Here is a 16,604-nt window from a genome sequence, read left to right as displayed (position 1 = left end):
ATCTATATATTCTCATTTCTGCATTTCAGGTATTATTACAATGATTATTTATTGTGCATGAGATTTTTAATTAGGTAATACAAAACACTATTATAGGAGAGAAGGGGTTCTCCTCAGTCATTGTTTGTCTTATTGTGTCATTAATTTTACACAATCAGATTCAAATTTTATTAAAAGAAAGGCTTTTGTGGTAAAAGACTGCCAACAATGAATAACTTAACATGGGTGCGATTTGCGGCAGAATCAACAGTAACTTACGGGTATTTATCTTAACCCGAAAAAGGGAATTGTAATAAATAGTTTTCATTTTCATGGTGTTGTACAGTAGTTATTTATAGCGTCAGACAAATATAAATATTATAAACGTAAATTTATAGTAATACTGATAATATTCTTCAATTATTAATAAATAAATAACATATTCAATCGATTGTGCAATACAAATTAAAAAGAATAAAATTAATTCTATAAACTGTAACAGATAATTTCCAAAATTGGAAGATTATTGAATGGTCCACTAAAAGAAATATATATTCAATTTAACATAATATAAATTATAGGACAAATAATATTTCAATGAGGCAGAAGTATAACCTCTTCAGATTCCGTTATTTTCAAAATTTTCCTGCCATATATTCTCTAACGGATTCTGACGAACTCTGAAGAACTCTTCTTTATCATAAACCTGTTCAAAACTTTTCCAGGCTTTCTTCATTTTAATCTTGTCAAAGTAACTTCGTGTCTCGTAAACTGTTAGATTTTGTTTTCTTCTATAAACCGGTTAAATTATTTCTGATTTATTGCGCATGGCTATACGGCATAAAATCCATCTTAGAAAAAATACTTACTGCAATTCATGATCATAGCAGTCCTCCACAAATTTTTCCTGTCCATACCAGATGATCATTGAAACTGATGCTGTGTCAGCCCAACAAAGGTTTTTTAGCACTCACGGCCTTTGCCTTTGTATTTGCCCTGAATCATAGAATTTCCTTTATAAACATTCCGCTCACTGTATTTAATGGTTGACTTATTTTCATCAATATATTATGTTAAATTGAATTATAAATACAAAATCTTGTCCCATGGCAATTTCAGCTACTCCAAAAATCAATACCTTTATTCTAACCAAAAAATAAAAGAATATGAAACCTAAAATGATCTGGGCCAATCTTGGAGTAACCAACCTTGAGCGCACCCAAAAGTTCTATACAGAACTCGGATTCAGGCCTAATAATCCTAATTCTTCCAATGAGCTGGTCAGCTTTTTTTTCGGGGAAAATGAGTTGATCATTCATTTTTTCTTAAAAGAAATACTGGAAGCCAATCTAAAAAATGTAAAATTTGGTGACTCTCAGAGCCCCAATGAAATTATATTCACTCTTTCTGCAGAAAGCAGAGAGCAGACAGATCAATGGGCTGAAGAAGTGGTGAAAGCCGGCGGCACCATTGTTTCGGAACCTGAAAGCTTCGGAGACCATTATTATGGTTTTGTCTTCGCAGATCCTGATGGGCATAAGTTTAATGTTTTTCATATGTAACGATACAATAAGTTAATATTTCTCGCAGATATGGTAGATATTGCAGTTTTCTATCCTTATTAATCTGTTTAATCCTCAAAATCTGCGAGAAATTAAGTTCGGTGAGATTATTCATAATACACTTTCCCTTTCCAGAACTAATGATGTAAGATATTCCAGAAGAAAATACTCCTGAACTCTTCATTAAACCTGGACTTAATGCGGAGGAAATAATATCAGTACAGCCTAAATAAGCCTTAAACATATAGACAAATACCAATTATCAAAATTTTCCCACAAAAAATTTGCGTAGTCAAATAACTTCATTTAAATTTGTAGTTAAATAACTACACAATGAATTTAAGAAGAGATGTATTCCAGGCTATAGCAGACCCTACCAGAAGATCGATCCTGATGCTGGTAGCAGCACAGTCTATGACCGCCGGTGCTATTGCTTCCAATTTCGATACCGCCAGACCTACCGTTTCCAAACACCTTCAGATCCTTACCGAATGCGAACTGCTGAGATCTGAACAGAACGGTCGTGAAATTATCTATCACCTTAATCCCAATAAAATGAAAGAAATAGCCGATTTTATAGAACCTTTCCGCCAGATGTGGGACGAAAAATTCAATAAGCTGGAAACTGTGATGAAAGTCTTCCAAAACATGAACAATAAGTAATAGGCAGTGAGTAATCATTTTATACTCTAGAAACACTCAAACCTTCAACTTAACAAAGCTCTCCCACTCTAATACCTTCAAACCCTTAAACTCTTTAATCCAAACACTCAAAATCATGGAATTAAAAACAAAAATTCAAGCCGAAGACGGCAAGCAGGAAATATTCATTATCAGGGAATTTGATCTTCCTGTAGAGCTGCTTTTCAAAGCGTATACGGAAGCTGAACTTTTCGAGCAATGGATGGGAACCAAAGTAACCAAATTTGAGAATAAGCAACACGGAAGCTACCGTTTCGAAACGTCAAATCCACAGGGCGATGTAGTTTTTAGCGCCAGCGGAACCATTCATGACATTGTTCAAAATGAGAAAATTATAAGGACTTTTCAGATGGAAAATACACCATTCCCGGCTCAGATTGAGTTTTTGACATTTGAAAAATTAACGGATACCACCAGCAAAATTACGATCCAAACCATTTATAAATCTGTAGACTTCAGAGATCAGCATCTGAAAATGCCTTTTGCACAGGGTATTAATATGGCCCACAACCGTTTGCAGGAATTGTTTAAGTAATAGGCGAAGGGAGAAAAGACAAGGACAACAAAGTTTGAATTGTGAACATCAATGGCAATAGTGAATTTTGCTTTGCAAGAATCGTCAATTATTAGTGAAAGGATAACAACCCTGAACATTAAACCTTGAGCTCTATTACTCTCCCACTCCAATACTATCGAACCCTCTCACATAAGAAAACCTCAAACTCAAAACACATGAATACAAAAGTTAATTTTTTCTTCGAAAATGCCGGACAATGGCAGGAAGAATTTGAGAAATTAAGAACCATTGCTCTCGGCACCGAGCTTGTAGAAGATTTAAAGTGGGGCTGTCCCTGCTATACCTACAAAGGGAAAAATATTTTCCTGATCCATGGTTTTAAAGAATACTGTGCACTGCTTTTCTTTAAAGGTTCTTTGATGAAAGACCCCAATCATATTTTGATCCAGCAGTCTAAAAACGTACAGGCTGCAAGACAGATCCGTTTTACTGATGCAGCACAGATCAATGATTTGGAACAGGTTCTCCGCAGCTACATGTTTGAAGCAGTGGAAATTGAAGAGTCAGGCGCTAAAGTGGAAATGAAGAAAACAAAAGAGTTTGAAATGGCTGAAGAGTTTCAGAATAAACTGGATCAGAACCCTACATTACAGGAAGCATTCAAAGCATTGACTCCGGGAAGACAAAGAGCCTACCTGCTCCACTTTTCCTCTGCCAAACAGTCCAAAACCCGTGAAGCCCGCATTGAAAAATGTATCCCACAAATAATGAACGGAATAGGATTAAACGATTAACATTAAAAAACTATTTTATGGAAACACAGAACAAATCTCAAAAAAGGAACAGGATTATCTACTGGATCTTTACGATCTGGATGGCATTGGGAATGGTATCTACAGCCATTGTCCAGCTTATGAAAAATGAGGATGAGCTCAAAAATTTTACCAATCTCGGCTATCCCGCTTATCTGATGACCATTATCGGAGTGTGGAAACTCCTGGGCGTTATTGCTGTACTGATCCCCAAACGTCCACTGCTTAAAGAATGGGCCTATGCCGGATTTTCCTTTGTAATGTCCGGAGCGCTTATTTCCCATATCATTGTGGGAGATACTTTCGGAAGAACTTTTCCGGCTCTTTTATTGCTGATTTTAGTTATTATTTCATGGTATTTCAGACCTTCAGACAGGAAAATCGAAATGGTTAATCTAAATGACCAGTAAAAACTATTTTTTAAAATCAAACATTTACAAAAACTGATATGAGTAACAAAAAACTAACAGCTGAACAGGGCGCAGAGCTTTTAAAGGTATTGCAAACCCGTTTTGAAAAAAATATGAACCGTCATAAAGGCCTGGACTGGGAAAAGATCCAGCCGAAACTGGAAGCAGCCCCCGAAAAACTATGGTCACTGAACGAAATGGAAGAAACGGAAGGAGAACCCGATGTAGTAGCTTACGACAAAAAAACAGATGAATATATCTTTTTCGACTGCTCTCCGGAAAGCCCGAAACGCAGAAGTCTCTGCTACGATTACCAAGCCTGGGAAGCCCGTAAAGCCAACAAACCCGAAAGCAATGTTATTGATAAAGCCTCTGAAATGGGCATTGAATTATTAACAGAAGAGCAGTACAGACAACTACAGGAACTCGGAAAGTTTGATCTGAAAACTTCCAGCTGGGTAAAAACGCCGGCAAATATCAGGGAACTGGGTGGTGCCATTTTCTGCGATCGGAGATACAATATGGTTTTCATGTATCACAACGGAGCAGATTCTTATTATGCTGCAAGAGGTTTTAGAGGAGCATTAAAAGTTTAATATTATTAGGATTACCAGTCTATAATCCAAAAAGTGTTTAAGCTTTTATTTTTGAACCATTAAGCTACAATAAGATATTAGAGTATTAAGAAAGTTCCGGCAAAGCCTTAAAGAATCAGAATGACTTTCTTCCTTAATGGTTTAAATTTTTAATCAATAACAGATAAAACACTTATATTTATAATTAATTTTCTTTCATATCTAAATACTATTACTAATTTAGTACATTGAAATTTGAATTTAATATAACAACATTAGGTATGAAAAAATTAATCTTACTGGGTTCAGTATCGGTTTTTTTGATGAATTGTAATAAAAAAACAGAAACACCAGCTCCAAAAACTGAAACTGATACAGTAGCTGTCACTGAGCCTGTGATAGATACACTCGGACCAAAATCATTCTGCTATATCGGAGTTACAGGAAAAGACAGTGTTTTTGCTTCTATTGATGATAATCTGGGGACCATCACCGGAAAATTAGCTTATAAAAACCATGAAAAAGACAGTTCCAAAGGAGATGTAACCGGCTTTAAATCAGGAGATACTCTGAAGCTAACCTATGAATTTCAGTCTGAAGGAACAAAAAGTAAAAGAGATATTTTCTTTATTCATAAAGAAAATACTTTAACAGAAGGAATTGGGGATCATAAAGAAGAAGACGGACAGTCTAAGTATGCTGACGAGAGAAAAATCAGTTATAAAGACGGACAAAAACTGGAAGCCGCAGACTGCAAAGTAGTTTCAAAAGCTTTAAAATAATACTATACTATTATTGAAAAAGGTGGCCGAAAATCTCGAAGCCACCTTTTCTTATAATTTTATTAAAGTTCTTTTTTAATGATCTCTATAAAACGTTCTACCGCTTCATCACCTGTATTCCAGGAAGTAATAAGGCGTATGGCAGAAGAATTTTCGTCCATTTTTTTCCAGACAAAAAATTCAAAATGTTCTGACAGGATTTTAATAAGATCATTACTGATAACAGGAAATATTTGATTCGTATAAGTATCAGCAAGGAACTCTACTCCCCTTTCCTTAAGGGCATTTTTAATCTTCATCGCCTGCTGGTTGGCATGTCTTGCCAGATCAAAATACAGATCATCTTTCATCAGTTCCATAAACTGGATGCCAAGAAGACGCCCTTTAGCCAACAACGCTCCTTTCTGCTTGATATTGAATGCAAAATCCGGCTGTAAAACCTGGTTATTAATAACAATGGCCTCTCCTATCAATGCTCCGTTCTTTGTTCCTCCCAGGTAAAAAATATCCGTCAGTTCTGCTACCCTTTCCAGCGTAAGATCACTGATCTCAGAAGTAAGTCCATGGCCAAGTCTGGCACCATCCATAAACAAATACAGTCCGTTTCGCCGGCAAAAATCCGAAAGCTTTTCCAGCTCTTCAGCCATATAAATCGTTCCCAGTTCTGTAGAATTTGATATATACACCAATTTTGGCATAACCTGATGCGGAATATTGCTGTGGCTTTCCAGAACCGGAACAATGTCTGAAGGCTTAAGTTTTCCGTCTGCTGTTTCAATGCTTAAAACCTTATGGCCCGTGGCTTCAATAGCTCCTGTTTCATTATTCAGAATATGGCCCGGTGCCGCAGATATTACACATTGATATGGCCTAAGAACCGAAGAAATCACAATCAGGTTAGCCTGTGTTCCACCGGAAACCAGATAAACCTCTGAATCCGGATTATTAATTTTTTCTTTGATCAGTTTTTTTGCCTGCAGAGAATATTCATCTTCGCCATATCCGGCCTGTTGTTCAAAGTTAGATTGTAAAAGTACCTGTAGAATATTCGGGTGACATCCCTCGGAATAATCATTTTTAAAAGAAAATTTCATAGAGTAAAATTAAAAAAAGTTAAAATAACAAGACCCGGTTTTACATAATATTTTGTTAGATTTGTATTGAAAATCATCTAACATTTTGAGAACAACATTAACAGAAGAAAATTATCTGAAGGCTTTGTTTCATCTAGTTGACAATGAAGGGAAAGTGACAATCAATGAGCTCAGCAAGTTTCTAAACGTAAAAATGCCGAGCGTCAATAACATGATGAAGAAGTTTGCCGACAAAAAATGGGTTGTCTATGAAACGTACAAGCCCCTGCTAGTGACAGAAAACGGAAAACGTGAAGCTGCACTTGTGGTCCGCAAACACAGGCTTACCGAAATGTTCCTGGTAAAAAAGATGAATTTCGGCTGGGAAAATGTTCACGAGATCGCAGAACAGCTGGAACATGTCCATTCACAAATCTTTTTCGATAAAATGGACGAAATCCTGGATCATCCTAAATTTGATCCTCACGGAGAGCCTATTCCTGATAAAGACGGAAATATTATTGCACAGGATCTGCAAAAACTGAGTGCTTGCAAAGTTGGAGAAACGGTAATATTTGCTTCGGTTACCCTTTCAGATGATGGTTTTTTAAGCTATTTAAATGAAAGAAAACTGCTTCTGAACACTAAGATCAAGATCGTTAAAATTGAGGATTTTGATAAATCAATGACCATAGAAATTGGAAATTCTAAAGAAATACTCAGCAGAAAAGCTACAGAAATAATACTGGTGAAGAAATAGGATACGATGGTGGCTTTGGGATCCTCAGCCACCAGGTCCTAATATTCCAACATTTTTACCACACTTTCAATTTCATCAGCAGTATTAAAGTAATGCGGCGACAGACGAATAGCCCTATCCAGGTTTTTCAATGTAAAATCAATGAGTGCATTGCTTTTATTACTTACTGAAAAATACACATTGTTCTCTTTCAATATTTTATAAATATTTTCAATATTATCATCTGGGGCACAGAAAGTAACAATACTGCATAAGCTGTTGCCCTGATCCAATATTTTGAACCCCTTATTATGAAGCCCGGCCCTTAAACTTTCCGCCAGTTTTCTATTATAGTTTTCGATATTCTCCAGACCAATTCCATTTGCATATTTTAAAGCTTCTGTAAATCCTAAAAGCGAACTGATGGAAGTTTCCCAGTGTTCAAATCTTTTTGCAGTTTTAAGCAGTTTATAATCATCGAATTTTGTCCATTCTGCACCTGCCATGTCCAAAAATACCGGAGCCATATTCTTTTCTAAAATCCTGTCCGAAACATATAAAAATCCTGTTCCTCTAGGTCCCCGCATGAATTTCCTTCCTGTGGCAGTCAGGAAATCACATCCTATTTTTTCAACGTCTATAACCAGCTGGCCAACGGACTGGCAGGCATCAATAAGATATAGAACATCATACTGGCGACAGATCTTACCTACTCCTTCCACATTCTGGACCAATCCGGAATTGGTCGGAATATGGGTGACCGCAACGAGTTTCGGATTATACTTTCTGATTAGATTTTCAAGGTCTTCCAGATCCAGCTCATGGTCGGAAAGATTTTTCACCCTGATCAGCTTAACTCCACGTTTTTTCTGTAGTGAAAAGAAAGCCATTTGATTCGAGATATAATCGTCATTGGTTGTGATAATATAATCTCCGTCTTTGAATTCAATGCTGGACAAAGCTTTGGCGTAAGCATCGGTAGAACTGACCGTAAAAGCAATATTATCAGGCCGGGTATTGATGAGCCTGGCTGCTTCTGTATAAAACAAGCTGAGTCTGTCCGCACTCTTGTCCGCAGCAGCATAAGCGCCATGCTGCTGCTCCAAAAAAATATAATCAGTCATTGTTTTAACTACAATTTCCGTCATCAATGATCCTCCCGCACTGTTTAAAAATATTTTATCTGCACAGCCAGCCGTGTCTTTTCTTATGGTATTTAGATCCATATTCTATTTTATTTTGGAATTGATTATGATCTGAGTGAAGCAACAAACTTGTCAATTATGTTTTACACCCTTCAATATTTTAAGCATAAAAAATCCCGAAAATTTCAGTCCGGGATTTGTATTCTAATCATTTTTATTAATCTAAAACACTCCAGCCTCTTTTTGGGTTCGTATTTGAAGAAACTTCCTGTTCATTAACAATGATGTTTTCTTTTCTCTGACCGATATAGTCAAGCTCGCTTAATTTAGAGAAAATAATTTCCAGGCTGCGTAGCATCTGCTGAATATACAATAATGGTTCTCCGCAATTATGGTGGTCATAATTGGTCTCTGCTACAATAGAAAGCTGGTTCAGTAAAGTATGCGGAGCAATTTCGCTCCACTCTAAGCTGTAGTTCAGCATTTCTTCCAGTTCCGCAGGGACCAGAAGCTGGGTTGAATTGTAAAGATGAAGGGCTAGTTTTGCAAATGCCTCGATCAAAAATACTGGTGGCTGCCACGGAATAATGTTTCTGAACTGGAAATACATATCTCCAAACGTATTCACCATAGTGGTACACAAAAATTTAACGTTCTGTGCCAATGCCGTATTTTGGTTTTTGTGAGACGCTTTCTGAATGATCTTAAAGGCGTACTGCTGCAGATTTCCTATTGATTTGGCATAACTGCTGTAGTAATCTATCAAAGCAGGATGGCTCTGAATAGAGGTACACGGCGGAATAAAATTAGAATCTACCTGTGCAATATTTGCTTTTAAATCTACTTTTCCGATAATAAGATAGTTTCCACCGGAATAGCTGCTGTTCAATGAAGTAACCGGAAGAAGTTCAATGTGATGATTGGGCTGTGCGTTTGGATGGCGGGGCGGAATTTCCTCCGGGTCAATATCCCCAAAAGGTACCTTATCAAAAGGATTCACAGAAATAAGAATATAATAATCACCGTCTGCCTGCTCCTCGCTCATAGATTTCGCCAGTGACTTTACGCTTACTCTCCTGTCGCTCAAATCGATACGGTAACCTGCCATGGTAACGGCGCTGCATCTTTTGATAACAAGCTGCACGTCATTGGTAGCAGTATTGTGAACATCAAATATCGTTTTGTCCGTAAATTCATTAGAAATAGGCAAAAGCCCATAATTATATGTGTTGATTCCCAGCGAGCTGGAATCTCTTATCGTGTCAATTAAAAAATTATCCTGATCATTAAGGTGTCTCTGGGAAACTTTCATCCCGTCTACCCAATTGATCGCAAAATGCTTAATAGGCTGTATCATAGTTAATACTTTTTAAATTTTCTGTGATTATGATTTTTTCAATATTCCTTCTTCCTCATGCTGAATGACTCTTTTGCAGATCACCACTTCATTTTCCGAAATGCTGTTCGTGGAGATATCCTGGTCGAAATCAATATATTTTCTAAAGCTGAAAAACGATTTTTTGGTGTAAAAAATCCAGTAGTAAGGCTCTTTTTCTATATCTGAAAGGTGAATGATGGAATTTGGATTCTTATGATTGTAATCGTCTACCACCCTATAGAACCAGTCTCCGAAAGTGACTCCGGTTGGCAGTGTTTTGGCTTTGATCCTGAATCTGTTTGAATCTTCAAGATTTTTGCTCAACTCAACGTTCAATACCATTAACCTGTCAAAATCAGCTCCTTCAAAGTCCGGAAGCTTCTGGTCAGGAGAATATCTCCATGTTTTATAGATATCAAAAGGAATGCTTATAAACTGAACATAGCAATAATAAAATACCATAGGAACAGCAAAAATCAGCATACTTGTAGCAGCCATTACGGCATAGCCTGCACCTTTGCTTATCCAGTTAAAGATGAGTGTAAATAAATATCCTCCAAAAGCAATACACGTTAATGAAAGTATAGATTCAAACAAAATACTCATTGCTACAGAGTCAATATGCTTTCTGAAATATTTATGCAATAAATTAACATGAATAATACCAAAAATAAGATAAATAACCTGTGCAATAAGGTACCAGTAAGGATTAAAAAGGTTTCCTGCAAAACCGAAAATCCCCGGCAGTGCCAGACATAAACTGCACAGAAGAACATATATAATAATTACTTTAATTTTGATCGCAGGTTTGTTCCTCCTGATAATACCCAGAATGATCATCAAAATCACCGCGATTAAAGGCATTAGAATATACCTTAAAAAAATACCTTTTACTGAAGAAATTTCCATTAGTTTCTTTTCAAATTTATACTTTGTTGGTAGTTGTAAATATAATAAATTATTTTAGAGAAATGTAGAGTATCCGAGACGGCTGGCATTTCTTTCATCATCTTCAAGGCTGAATGAATATTCTTCTTTCTCGGTAATAAAATTTTCTTCCACGTCTACCGTAACCGGAAGAAAATAATCATATAAAGCCTGCAGGATATTTCTGAACGGGCTTCCGGAAATATACTTTTTCATTTCCGTATAAGGGATCGGACCTATATTCACTACCCAGTTCCGTTGTCCGTCCATATGTCTCCCGCTGGGAATATAGGTAACCCCAAGTTTGGAATTCCCTAACAGCATGGAATCGTCATTTCTTTCTATCCTGTCAATAATATTCGGGGTAAAAGTAACTTCCACCGGAACCTGAAGAAAAGCTGTCATACATCTTTCAAACCATTTCTTATCTCCTCTTATCTGATGAAAAAAGGGTAAAATATAGATAAAAATATAGGCATTCTGTTTATCAAGCATTTTTATAAGAGGCCAGAGTTCACTTACCGTATCTAAAAGAGTATCCGTACTGCTTGAAATATCAAATTCAGATTCCTTAAGCAGGGAACTGATTTCCGTAAAAAAAACTTCAAGCTCGAAAGGACGGAAGAACTTCCTGGCATCCTCCTCTACTTTTTTCTGCTTACGGATCTCACGCACCACAGTATCCACATTCTTTCTGGAGGCTCCCAAAGACGGCGGATGAAACAGCCCTTCCGGAAGATAGTCATAAATACCCTCTCTATAAGTTTCTATGGTGAATACTTCCTCATCAAATCCCAAATAGCTGCTTGAAATACTTTTGATATCCTTGAGGTAAGCCCGGTCATTGATCCCTATTCGCTCTATAAATATATTGCTTACCGCACGCTGATATTTCAAAAGATTTACCGCCACGGCTTCAGCTTTGAAATCAGTCTGCAGTTTATTGTAATACATGTCTACAATATTATTCTCATACATAGTGTTTCCTGTGATTATGACTTGTAAAGATAATATATCTCATAAGTTTGAAAAAATAATTTGGCTATAATTTTATCTTAAAAATACTAATTTATTGACATTAAAAGGAATATTCCATGACAAATTCCGTAAAAATACGGTAATAACGGTCCACAGATACTTGTGATTCAAAGTCTAAAATTAAATTTATCAGCTGATATGCAGACTTTTACGCCTGTTTTATCAGCATTTTAAATACTGTTTAGAATTTTATTCTGTATTTCTTTATTTAGATTAATTTTTATTAACATTTTTGAAATAAGAAAAATGATGATAATTGATACAGGTTCAGAAACCGGAACGTATCTTTGCAGCTTGTAAAATGTTATTTATAATGAAAAGTATTTATTCTAAAATTTTGATTTTAGCATTCATTTCATCTTCGCTTTATTCCTATGCATGGGGGCTTACAGGGCACCGCGTCATTGCAGAAATTGCAGAAAACCATCTGTCGGGCAAAGCAAGAAGAGAAATAAAAAAAATAATGGGTAAGGAACGTCTTGCCTATTGGGCAAACTGGCCGGATTTTATCAAATCTGATACTACAGGGGCGTGGAAACAGGCTTCATCATGGCATTACGTAAATATTGATCCTCAGGCAGATTTTAAAGCTTTTGGCCAAAACCTGAAAATGCAGGCGGGTCCAAGCCTTTATACGCAGATAAACACTTTATCCAGCCAGATCAAAGACGAAAAAACTTCTGAAAAAGACAGAAAAATTGCCCTTATCTTCCTTATTCATATTATGGGAGACCTTTCCCAGCCTCTTCACGTAGGAAGAGCCGAGGATCTTGGAGGAAACAAAATCAATGTAACTTATTTCGGAGACAAGACCAATCTTCACTCTGTATGGGACGGAAAACTGGTAGATTCACAAAAATACAGCTATACGGAATATGCCAGACTTTTAGACATCAAATCTGAAGATGAAGTAAAGCAAATCCAGGCCGGAACTGTAGAAGACTGGCTGTATGATTCTCATAAAATAGCGAACAAAATCTACGCACAAACTCCAAACGATTCAAAATTATCGTACGATTATCAATATAAGTTCAATGAAACACTTGAAAGACAGCTTCTTTACGGTGGACTGAGACTGGCAAAACTGTTGAATGATTTGTTTTAGCAGTTGAAATCTAAAATCTTAATCAAATAATATAAGCGGGACTTCGGTTTCGGTTTTTTATTAAGCCTAAGATTCAGACTAAGGCTAAGATTTAAAAAACTACCATTCAATCTTTATACCCCGTCTGATATCTGAGATCTCTCATCTTGATTCATGGTTCTTGGTTCTTTACCTTCAATCCTGACCTTCCATTACTATATTTAAAAAATAATTAAAACTGGTGTAACCTTTTTATCACTTCATACGTATAATATATAGTAACTCTTTTTTGAGGATAAAAATAGATGAGACAATTAAAAATCACTAAGCAGGTAACCAACAGGGAAACTGCTTCATTAGACAAGTATTTGCAGGAGATTGGTAAAGTGGAACTGATCACTGCGGACGAAGAAGTAGAATTGGCACAAAGAATACGTGCAGGCGACAGAGCAGCACTGGAGAAATTAATCAAAGCCAACCTTCGTTTCGTAGTTTCTGTATCTAAGCAATACCAAAATCAAGGTCTTTCTTTACCCGATTTGATTAATGAAGGTAACCTAGGACTGATGAAAGCAGCAAAAAGGTACGATGAAACTAGAGGTTTCAAATTTATCTCTTATGCGGTATGGTGGATTCGTCAGTCAATTTTACAGGCTCTGGCTGAACAGTCAAGAATTGTAAGGCTTCCGTTGAATAAAATCGGCTCCATCAACAAAATTAATAAGGCATACGCTCACCTTGAACAGGAAAATGAAAGACCACCTTCTCCGGAAGAACTGGCTGAAGTTCTTGACATGAGCGAGGAAGATATTAAAGAATCTATGAAAAACTCCGGAAGACACCTGTCCATGGATGCACCTTTAGTAGAAGGTGAAGATTCTAATCTTTATGATGTATTGCGTTCAGGAGAATCTCCAAGCCCGGACAAAGATCTGATGCTTGAATCTCTTCAGATTGAGATCGAAAGAGCATTGAATACTCTGACGCCAAGAGAGGCTGACTTAGTAAGATTGTACTTCGGACTGAACGGGAAACACCCGATGACTTTAGAAGAAATCGGTGAAACTTTCGATCTTACAAGAGAGAGAGTACGTCAGATTAAAGAAAAAGCAATTAAGAGACTAAAACATAATACCAGAAGCAAGATCCTTAAATCTTACTTAGGTAAATAATTTTTAGCGTAAAAACAAGTAGCGGAGTCTGTTTTCAGGCTCCGTTTTTTTATGTCTATTATTTTTTAAATGCTGGTGCTGCTTTGCTCTAAAATATACTAAATAACTGAATTCAGGATTAGCAATTAAACGCAATGATAAACAAAGCTTTATAAGGAATTGATTTGATTTTTTAAGGTAAACAAAGCCGTTTCACTTATTGGTAAGCAAAGGGAAGTATTTTTGTATTATTTTACTGAATGAAATGCCTTTGTTTTTCTTACTGTACATCCCAGAAAAATCTTCCATGTTTGCTTTTGCGATAAGAATACAATGGCTTTCAGATATTTTCTAATCCTTCATTTACCTTCAATTGTAAAATATTGTAACAATCATTAAAGTACTTTCAACTAATAAGAGATAAAACCAATCTAAAACCGTATGAAAAAAATACTTTTCGCTTCCGCCTTAGCCATATTAACAATTTCCTGTAAAGAAAATAAACCCAGAAATGCCCCGGCTGTAGAAAATGCAGTTGACAATGCAGAATCATCTGTTTCCGGTTCATTAAAGAGCTACCGTAAAGGAGATATGGTTGATCAGATTTATTATGAACTGATCAAAAATGACAAAAACCTGAAAGCGCTGGATGACAGAATTACAGAAATAAATGAAGAAAGCAGAAAAGTTCTGGCCGATTATGCTGAAACCCTTCAAAAATCCGAGTCTTTCTATCTTGATGCTCATAACCAAACTACTTTCATTAAAGATTCTCTTCTGAAACAACAGCTGGAGAAAGAGATTAAAATAAGTTCCGACCAATATGATCTTAAGATCAGTAAAGTAAAAGAATTGATCGCCAAAGTCAATACAAACAACGATAACGTCAGTAATCTGTACACTGCCTTCAAAATCAGGAAAACACTTCCGGAAATTGAAAAATACCAGAAGGCACATCCTCTGAAAACGGACAGTCTGGAAAGTTTCATCAACAAACAGAATCAGTTGCTGAACGAACTGAAAAACTTAAAATAAAAATGAATTACACCACAACATGGCTTACGGATACTACGCGAACGGAAGAACTGGTTGACTTCTTTATTACCCATAAAACAGATTCCTATATCTCTCACGGAGAAATTATTTCAGGGAGAGCTTTAGATTCTAATCATTGGAATCCGGATCTTAAAGCAATATTAACCCATCAGCTTAATTCAGGTTTTGATGCTGATGATGCGTCAAAAATAAATATCCTGATTGCTGAAAATGAGGAAGGAAAAATCATAGGAATGCTGATTTTTAATATTATTCGCGGATTCAAAAATTATGCAGTACTAGAAGATATGCTTTTAGATCAGTCACTCAGAGGTCAGTCACTCGGAAGTATATTGTTGGAAAAGGCTGTGGAAGAGTCCAAAAACTGGAATATCAGCTTTTTGATGCTGGAAAGTGGGATTGGCAATACTGGAGCCCATCATTTTTTCAATAAATACGGATTTAAAAAAGTATCTGAGAACTATATTTTAAATCTTTAAAAAATAAAATCCTAATTCTGATGAACACCATTTCAATCATAGGAGCCGGAATCGGCGGACTGGCTTTGGGAAATATCCTGAAACAACATTCATATGATTTTACCATCTTCGAAGCTGCTCCGGAAATAAAACCTGTGGGAGCCGGAATCATGATGGCCGTTAATGCCATGCAGATCTTTGACAGACTAGGTTTAAAAGAAAAAATAGAACATGCGGGAAATAAGATTCATGGAATTTCCATAACCGATGAATCTTTAAAACCTATCACAAAAACCAGTATTCCTGCGCTGGAAAAAAAATACAGTTCCTGCAATGTAGCCATTCACAGAGCTGAACTACAGAAAATACTGGCTGAAAATGTCGGATATGAACATATTCAGCTCAATCACTCTTTAAGTAAGATTGAAAAGAAAGACAATTATTCCTTACATTTTAAAAATGGAATCCAGGCAGAAAGTGAAATCATTTTTGGAGCAGACGGTATAAAATCCAGGATCCGAAATCAGATTCTGAATACCGGAACTATCCGAAATGCCGGACAGAAATGCTGGCGTGGACTGGTAACATTTGATTTACCGGAACAGTTTGATCAGGAAGCTATTGAATTGTGGGGAAAAGGAAAGCGCTTCGGTTTTGTGAAGATTTCAGAGAAAAAAGTATACTGGTATGCTTTGATCAATGACAATAAGCATAAACGTTATTTCGGTCTGCATGAAAATTTTAAAGAATTTCATCCTCTTATTCCAAATATTATTGAAGCAACTTCAGAGGAGAACATCATTCTCAATGATATTACAGACCTTTCTCCTATTCCATCATGGTATTCTGAAAATCTGTGCCTGATCGGAGATGCTGCCCATGCAACCACCCCGAATATGGGACAAGGAGCCTGCCAGGCTATTGAAGATGCCTATATCATCGGAAGATTACTGGAAAACGGCAAGAACTTCAATGCTGTTTTTGAAGAATTTCAAAAGATAAGAAAGAAAAAGGTAGATTATATCGTTAATACCAGCTGGAAGATCGGAAGGATTTCGCAGTGGGAAAAGGGAAATAGTTTACGTAATTTCTTTATGCGGCTGATACCGGATAGCACCAATCAAAAACTGGCAGAAAAAATTATCCGGCTGGAAATGTAACGCAAAGGAAAAAGAAAATGATTTGAAACCCCTAGAGGAAAAAACTTTACTTCTAA

The 16,604-nt window shown here is 36.4% G+C and carries 18 protein-coding genes; 13 read left to right on the top strand and 5 right to left on the bottom strand.

The features are described from left to right. Positions 1–1,145: 1,145 nt before the first annotated feature. The 7 genes from DRF60_RS14015 (at position 1,146) to DRF60_RS13980 (ending at position 5,339) form a co-directional block, all read left to right on the top strand. A complete protein-coding gene (locus tag DRF60_RS14015) occupies positions 1,146–1,541 on the top strand; it encodes a VOC family protein (RefSeq protein ID WP_116012642.1) in 396 nt (131 codons plus the stop codon). 333 nt (positions 1,542–1,874) lie between these two features. After that, positions 1,875–2,204, top strand: coding sequence for an ArsR/SmtB family transcription factor (locus DRF60_RS14005; protein WP_116012640.1), 330 nt, complete (start codon positions 1,875–1,877; stop codon positions 2,202–2,204). A 115-nt stretch (positions 2,205–2,319) separates the two neighbouring features. Beyond that, entirely contained in the window at positions 2,320–2,778 is a 459-nt protein-coding gene (locus tag DRF60_RS14000) for an SRPBCC family protein (protein ID WP_116012639.1), read from the top strand. Positions 2,779–2,975: 197 nt separating this feature from the next. Then, positions 2,976–3,554 carry a YdeI/OmpD-associated family protein gene (locus DRF60_RS13995; protein WP_116012638.1) on the top strand — a complete coding sequence of 193 codons (579 nt, stop codon included), beginning with the start codon at positions 2,976–2,978 and terminating at the stop codon, positions 3,552–3,554. 17 nt (positions 3,555–3,571) lie between these two features. Beyond that, positions 3,572–3,982 carry a DoxX family protein gene (locus DRF60_RS13990; RefSeq protein WP_116012637.1) on the top strand — a complete coding sequence of 137 codons (411 nt, stop codon included), beginning with the start codon at positions 3,572–3,574 and terminating at the stop codon, positions 3,980–3,982. 38 nt (positions 3,983–4,020) lie between these two features. Beyond that, positions 4,021–4,578, top strand: a complete 558-nt coding sequence (locus tag DRF60_RS13985) for a DUF4256 domain-containing protein (protein ID WP_116012636.1) — start codon at positions 4,021–4,023, stop codon at positions 4,576–4,578. Between the two features lie 260 nt (positions 4,579–4,838). Continuing rightward, positions 4,839–5,339: a hypothetical protein gene (locus tag DRF60_RS13980; protein ID WP_116012635.1), complete on the top strand. Its 501-nt coding sequence runs from the start codon at positions 4,839–4,841 to the stop codon at positions 5,337–5,339. A 62-nt stretch (positions 5,340–5,401) separates the two neighbouring features. On the opposite strand, the gene DRF60_RS13975 is transcribed toward DRF60_RS13980, so the two are convergent. Further along, positions 5,402–6,433, bottom strand: coding sequence for a threonine aldolase family protein (locus DRF60_RS13975; protein WP_116012634.1), 1,032 nt, complete (start codon positions 6,431–6,433; stop codon positions 5,402–5,404). Between the two features lie 85 nt (positions 6,434–6,518). Here DRF60_RS13975 and DRF60_RS13970 point away from each other — a divergent pair, with 85 nt between their 5' ends. Continuing rightward, a complete protein-coding gene (locus DRF60_RS13970) occupies positions 6,519–7,172 on the top strand; it encodes a metal-dependent transcriptional regulator (RefSeq protein WP_111960992.1) in 654 nt (217 codons plus the stop codon). A 38-nt stretch (positions 7,173–7,210) separates the two neighbouring features. Here the strand turns inward: DRF60_RS13970 and DRF60_RS13965 are convergent, their stop codons facing one another. From DRF60_RS13965 to DRF60_RS13950, 4 genes are all read right to left on the bottom strand, one after another. Further along, positions 7,211–8,377 (bottom strand): aminotransferase class V-fold PLP-dependent enzyme, encoded by a 1,167-nt coding sequence (locus tag DRF60_RS13965; RefSeq protein WP_116012633.1) that lies wholly within the window; start codon positions 8,375–8,377, stop codon positions 7,211–7,213. A 136-nt stretch (positions 8,378–8,513) separates the two neighbouring features. Further along, positions 8,514–9,653, bottom strand: a complete 1,140-nt coding sequence (locus DRF60_RS13960) for a hypothetical protein (protein WP_116012632.1) — start codon at positions 9,651–9,653, stop codon at positions 8,514–8,516. Between the two features lie 27 nt (positions 9,654–9,680). Continuing rightward, complete coding sequence (locus DRF60_RS13955; protein WP_116012631.1) at positions 9,681–10,583, bottom strand: TssN family type VI secretion system protein; 903 nt, start codon at positions 10,581–10,583, stop codon at positions 9,681–9,683. Positions 10,584–10,637: 54 nt separating this feature from the next. Beyond that, complete coding sequence (locus DRF60_RS13950) at positions 10,638–11,555, bottom strand: type VI secretion system baseplate subunit TssG (protein WP_238640214.1); 918 nt, start codon at positions 11,553–11,555, stop codon at positions 10,638–10,640. 397 nt (positions 11,556–11,952) lie between these two features. Between DRF60_RS13950 and DRF60_RS13945 the strand changes: the two genes are divergently transcribed. From DRF60_RS13945 to DRF60_RS13925, 5 genes are all read left to right on the top strand, one after another. Next, positions 11,953–12,744, top strand: a complete 792-nt coding sequence (locus DRF60_RS13945; RefSeq protein ID WP_116012629.1) for a S1/P1 nuclease — start codon at positions 11,953–11,955, stop codon at positions 12,742–12,744. 284 nt (positions 12,745–13,028) lie between these two features. Next, positions 13,029–13,895, top strand: coding sequence for a sigma-70 family RNA polymerase sigma factor (locus DRF60_RS13940; RefSeq protein ID WP_002979276.1), 867 nt, complete (start codon positions 13,029–13,031; stop codon positions 13,893–13,895). A gap of 420 nt (positions 13,896–14,315) precedes the next feature. Further along, a complete protein-coding gene (locus DRF60_RS13935; protein ID WP_116012628.1) occupies positions 14,316–14,909 on the top strand; it encodes a hypothetical protein in 594 nt (197 codons plus the stop codon). A 2-nt stretch (positions 14,910–14,911) separates the two neighbouring features. Beyond that, positions 14,912–15,409: a GNAT family N-acetyltransferase gene (locus DRF60_RS13930; RefSeq protein WP_116012627.1), complete on the top strand. Its 498-nt coding sequence runs from the start codon at positions 14,912–14,914 to the stop codon at positions 15,407–15,409. 20 nt (positions 15,410–15,429) lie between these two features. Further along, complete coding sequence (locus tag DRF60_RS13925; protein ID WP_116012626.1) at positions 15,430–16,548, top strand: FAD-dependent monooxygenase; 1,119 nt, start codon at positions 15,430–15,432, stop codon at positions 16,546–16,548. Positions 16,549–16,604: the final 56 nt, after the last annotated feature.

The sequence above is a fragment of the Chryseobacterium elymi genome, from assembly GCF_003385495.1.
Taxonomy (GTDB): Bacteria; Bacteroidota; Bacteroidia; order Flavobacteriales; family Weeksellaceae; genus Chryseobacterium; species Chryseobacterium elymi.
This window is presented reverse-complemented; position numbering and strand designations above follow the sequence as displayed.

Coding starts and splice junctions, on each gene's coding strand:
- DRF60_RS13975 (WP_116012634.1), bottom strand. CDS start 6,433: ATGAAATTTTCTTTTAAAAATGATTATTCCGAGGGATGTCACCCGAAT.
- DRF60_RS14015 (WP_116012642.1), top strand. CDS start 1,146: ATGAAACCTAAAATGATCTGGGCCAATCTTGGAGTAACCAACCTTGAG.
- DRF60_RS13960 (WP_116012632.1), bottom strand. CDS start 9,653: ATGATACAGCCTATTAAGCATTTTGCGATCAATTGGGTAGACGGGATG.
- DRF60_RS13945 (WP_116012629.1), top strand. CDS start 11,953: ATGAAAAGTATTTATTCTAAAATTTTGATTTTAGCATTCATTTCATCT.
- DRF60_RS14000 (WP_116012639.1), top strand. CDS start 2,320: ATGGAATTAAAAACAAAAATTCAAGCCGAAGACGGCAAGCAGGAAATA.
- DRF60_RS14005 (WP_116012640.1), top strand. CDS start 1,875: ATGAATTTAAGAAGAGATGTATTCCAGGCTATAGCAGACCCTACCAGA.
- DRF60_RS13935 (WP_116012628.1), top strand. CDS start 14,316: ATGAAAAAAATACTTTTCGCTTCCGCCTTAGCCATATTAACAATTTCC.
- DRF60_RS13925 (WP_116012626.1), top strand. CDS start 15,430: ATGAACACCATTTCAATCATAGGAGCCGGAATCGGCGGACTGGCTTTG.
- DRF60_RS13985 (WP_116012636.1), top strand. CDS start 4,021: ATGAGTAACAAAAAACTAACAGCTGAACAGGGCGCAGAGCTTTTAAAG.
- DRF60_RS13950 (WP_238640214.1), bottom strand. CDS start 11,555: ATGTATTACAATAAACTGCAGACTGATTTCAAAGCTGAAGCCGTGGCG.
- DRF60_RS13990 (WP_116012637.1), top strand. CDS start 3,572: ATGGAAACACAGAACAAATCTCAAAAAAGGAACAGGATTATCTACTGG.
- DRF60_RS13965 (WP_116012633.1), bottom strand. CDS start 8,377: ATGGATCTAAATACCATAAGAAAAGACACGGCTGGCTGTGCAGATAAA.
- DRF60_RS13980 (WP_116012635.1), top strand. CDS start 4,839: ATGAAAAAATTAATCTTACTGGGTTCAGTATCGGTTTTTTTGATGAAT.
- DRF60_RS13930 (WP_116012627.1), top strand. CDS start 14,912: ATGAATTACACCACAACATGGCTTACGGATACTACGCGAACGGAAGAA.
- DRF60_RS13995 (WP_116012638.1), top strand. CDS start 2,976: ATGAATACAAAAGTTAATTTTTTCTTCGAAAATGCCGGACAATGGCAG.
- DRF60_RS13955 (WP_116012631.1), bottom strand. CDS start 10,583: ATGGAAATTTCTTCAGTAAAAGGTATTTTTTTAAGGTATATTCTAATG.
- DRF60_RS13940 (WP_002979276.1), top strand. CDS start 13,029: ATGAGACAATTAAAAATCACTAAGCAGGTAACCAACAGGGAAACTGCT.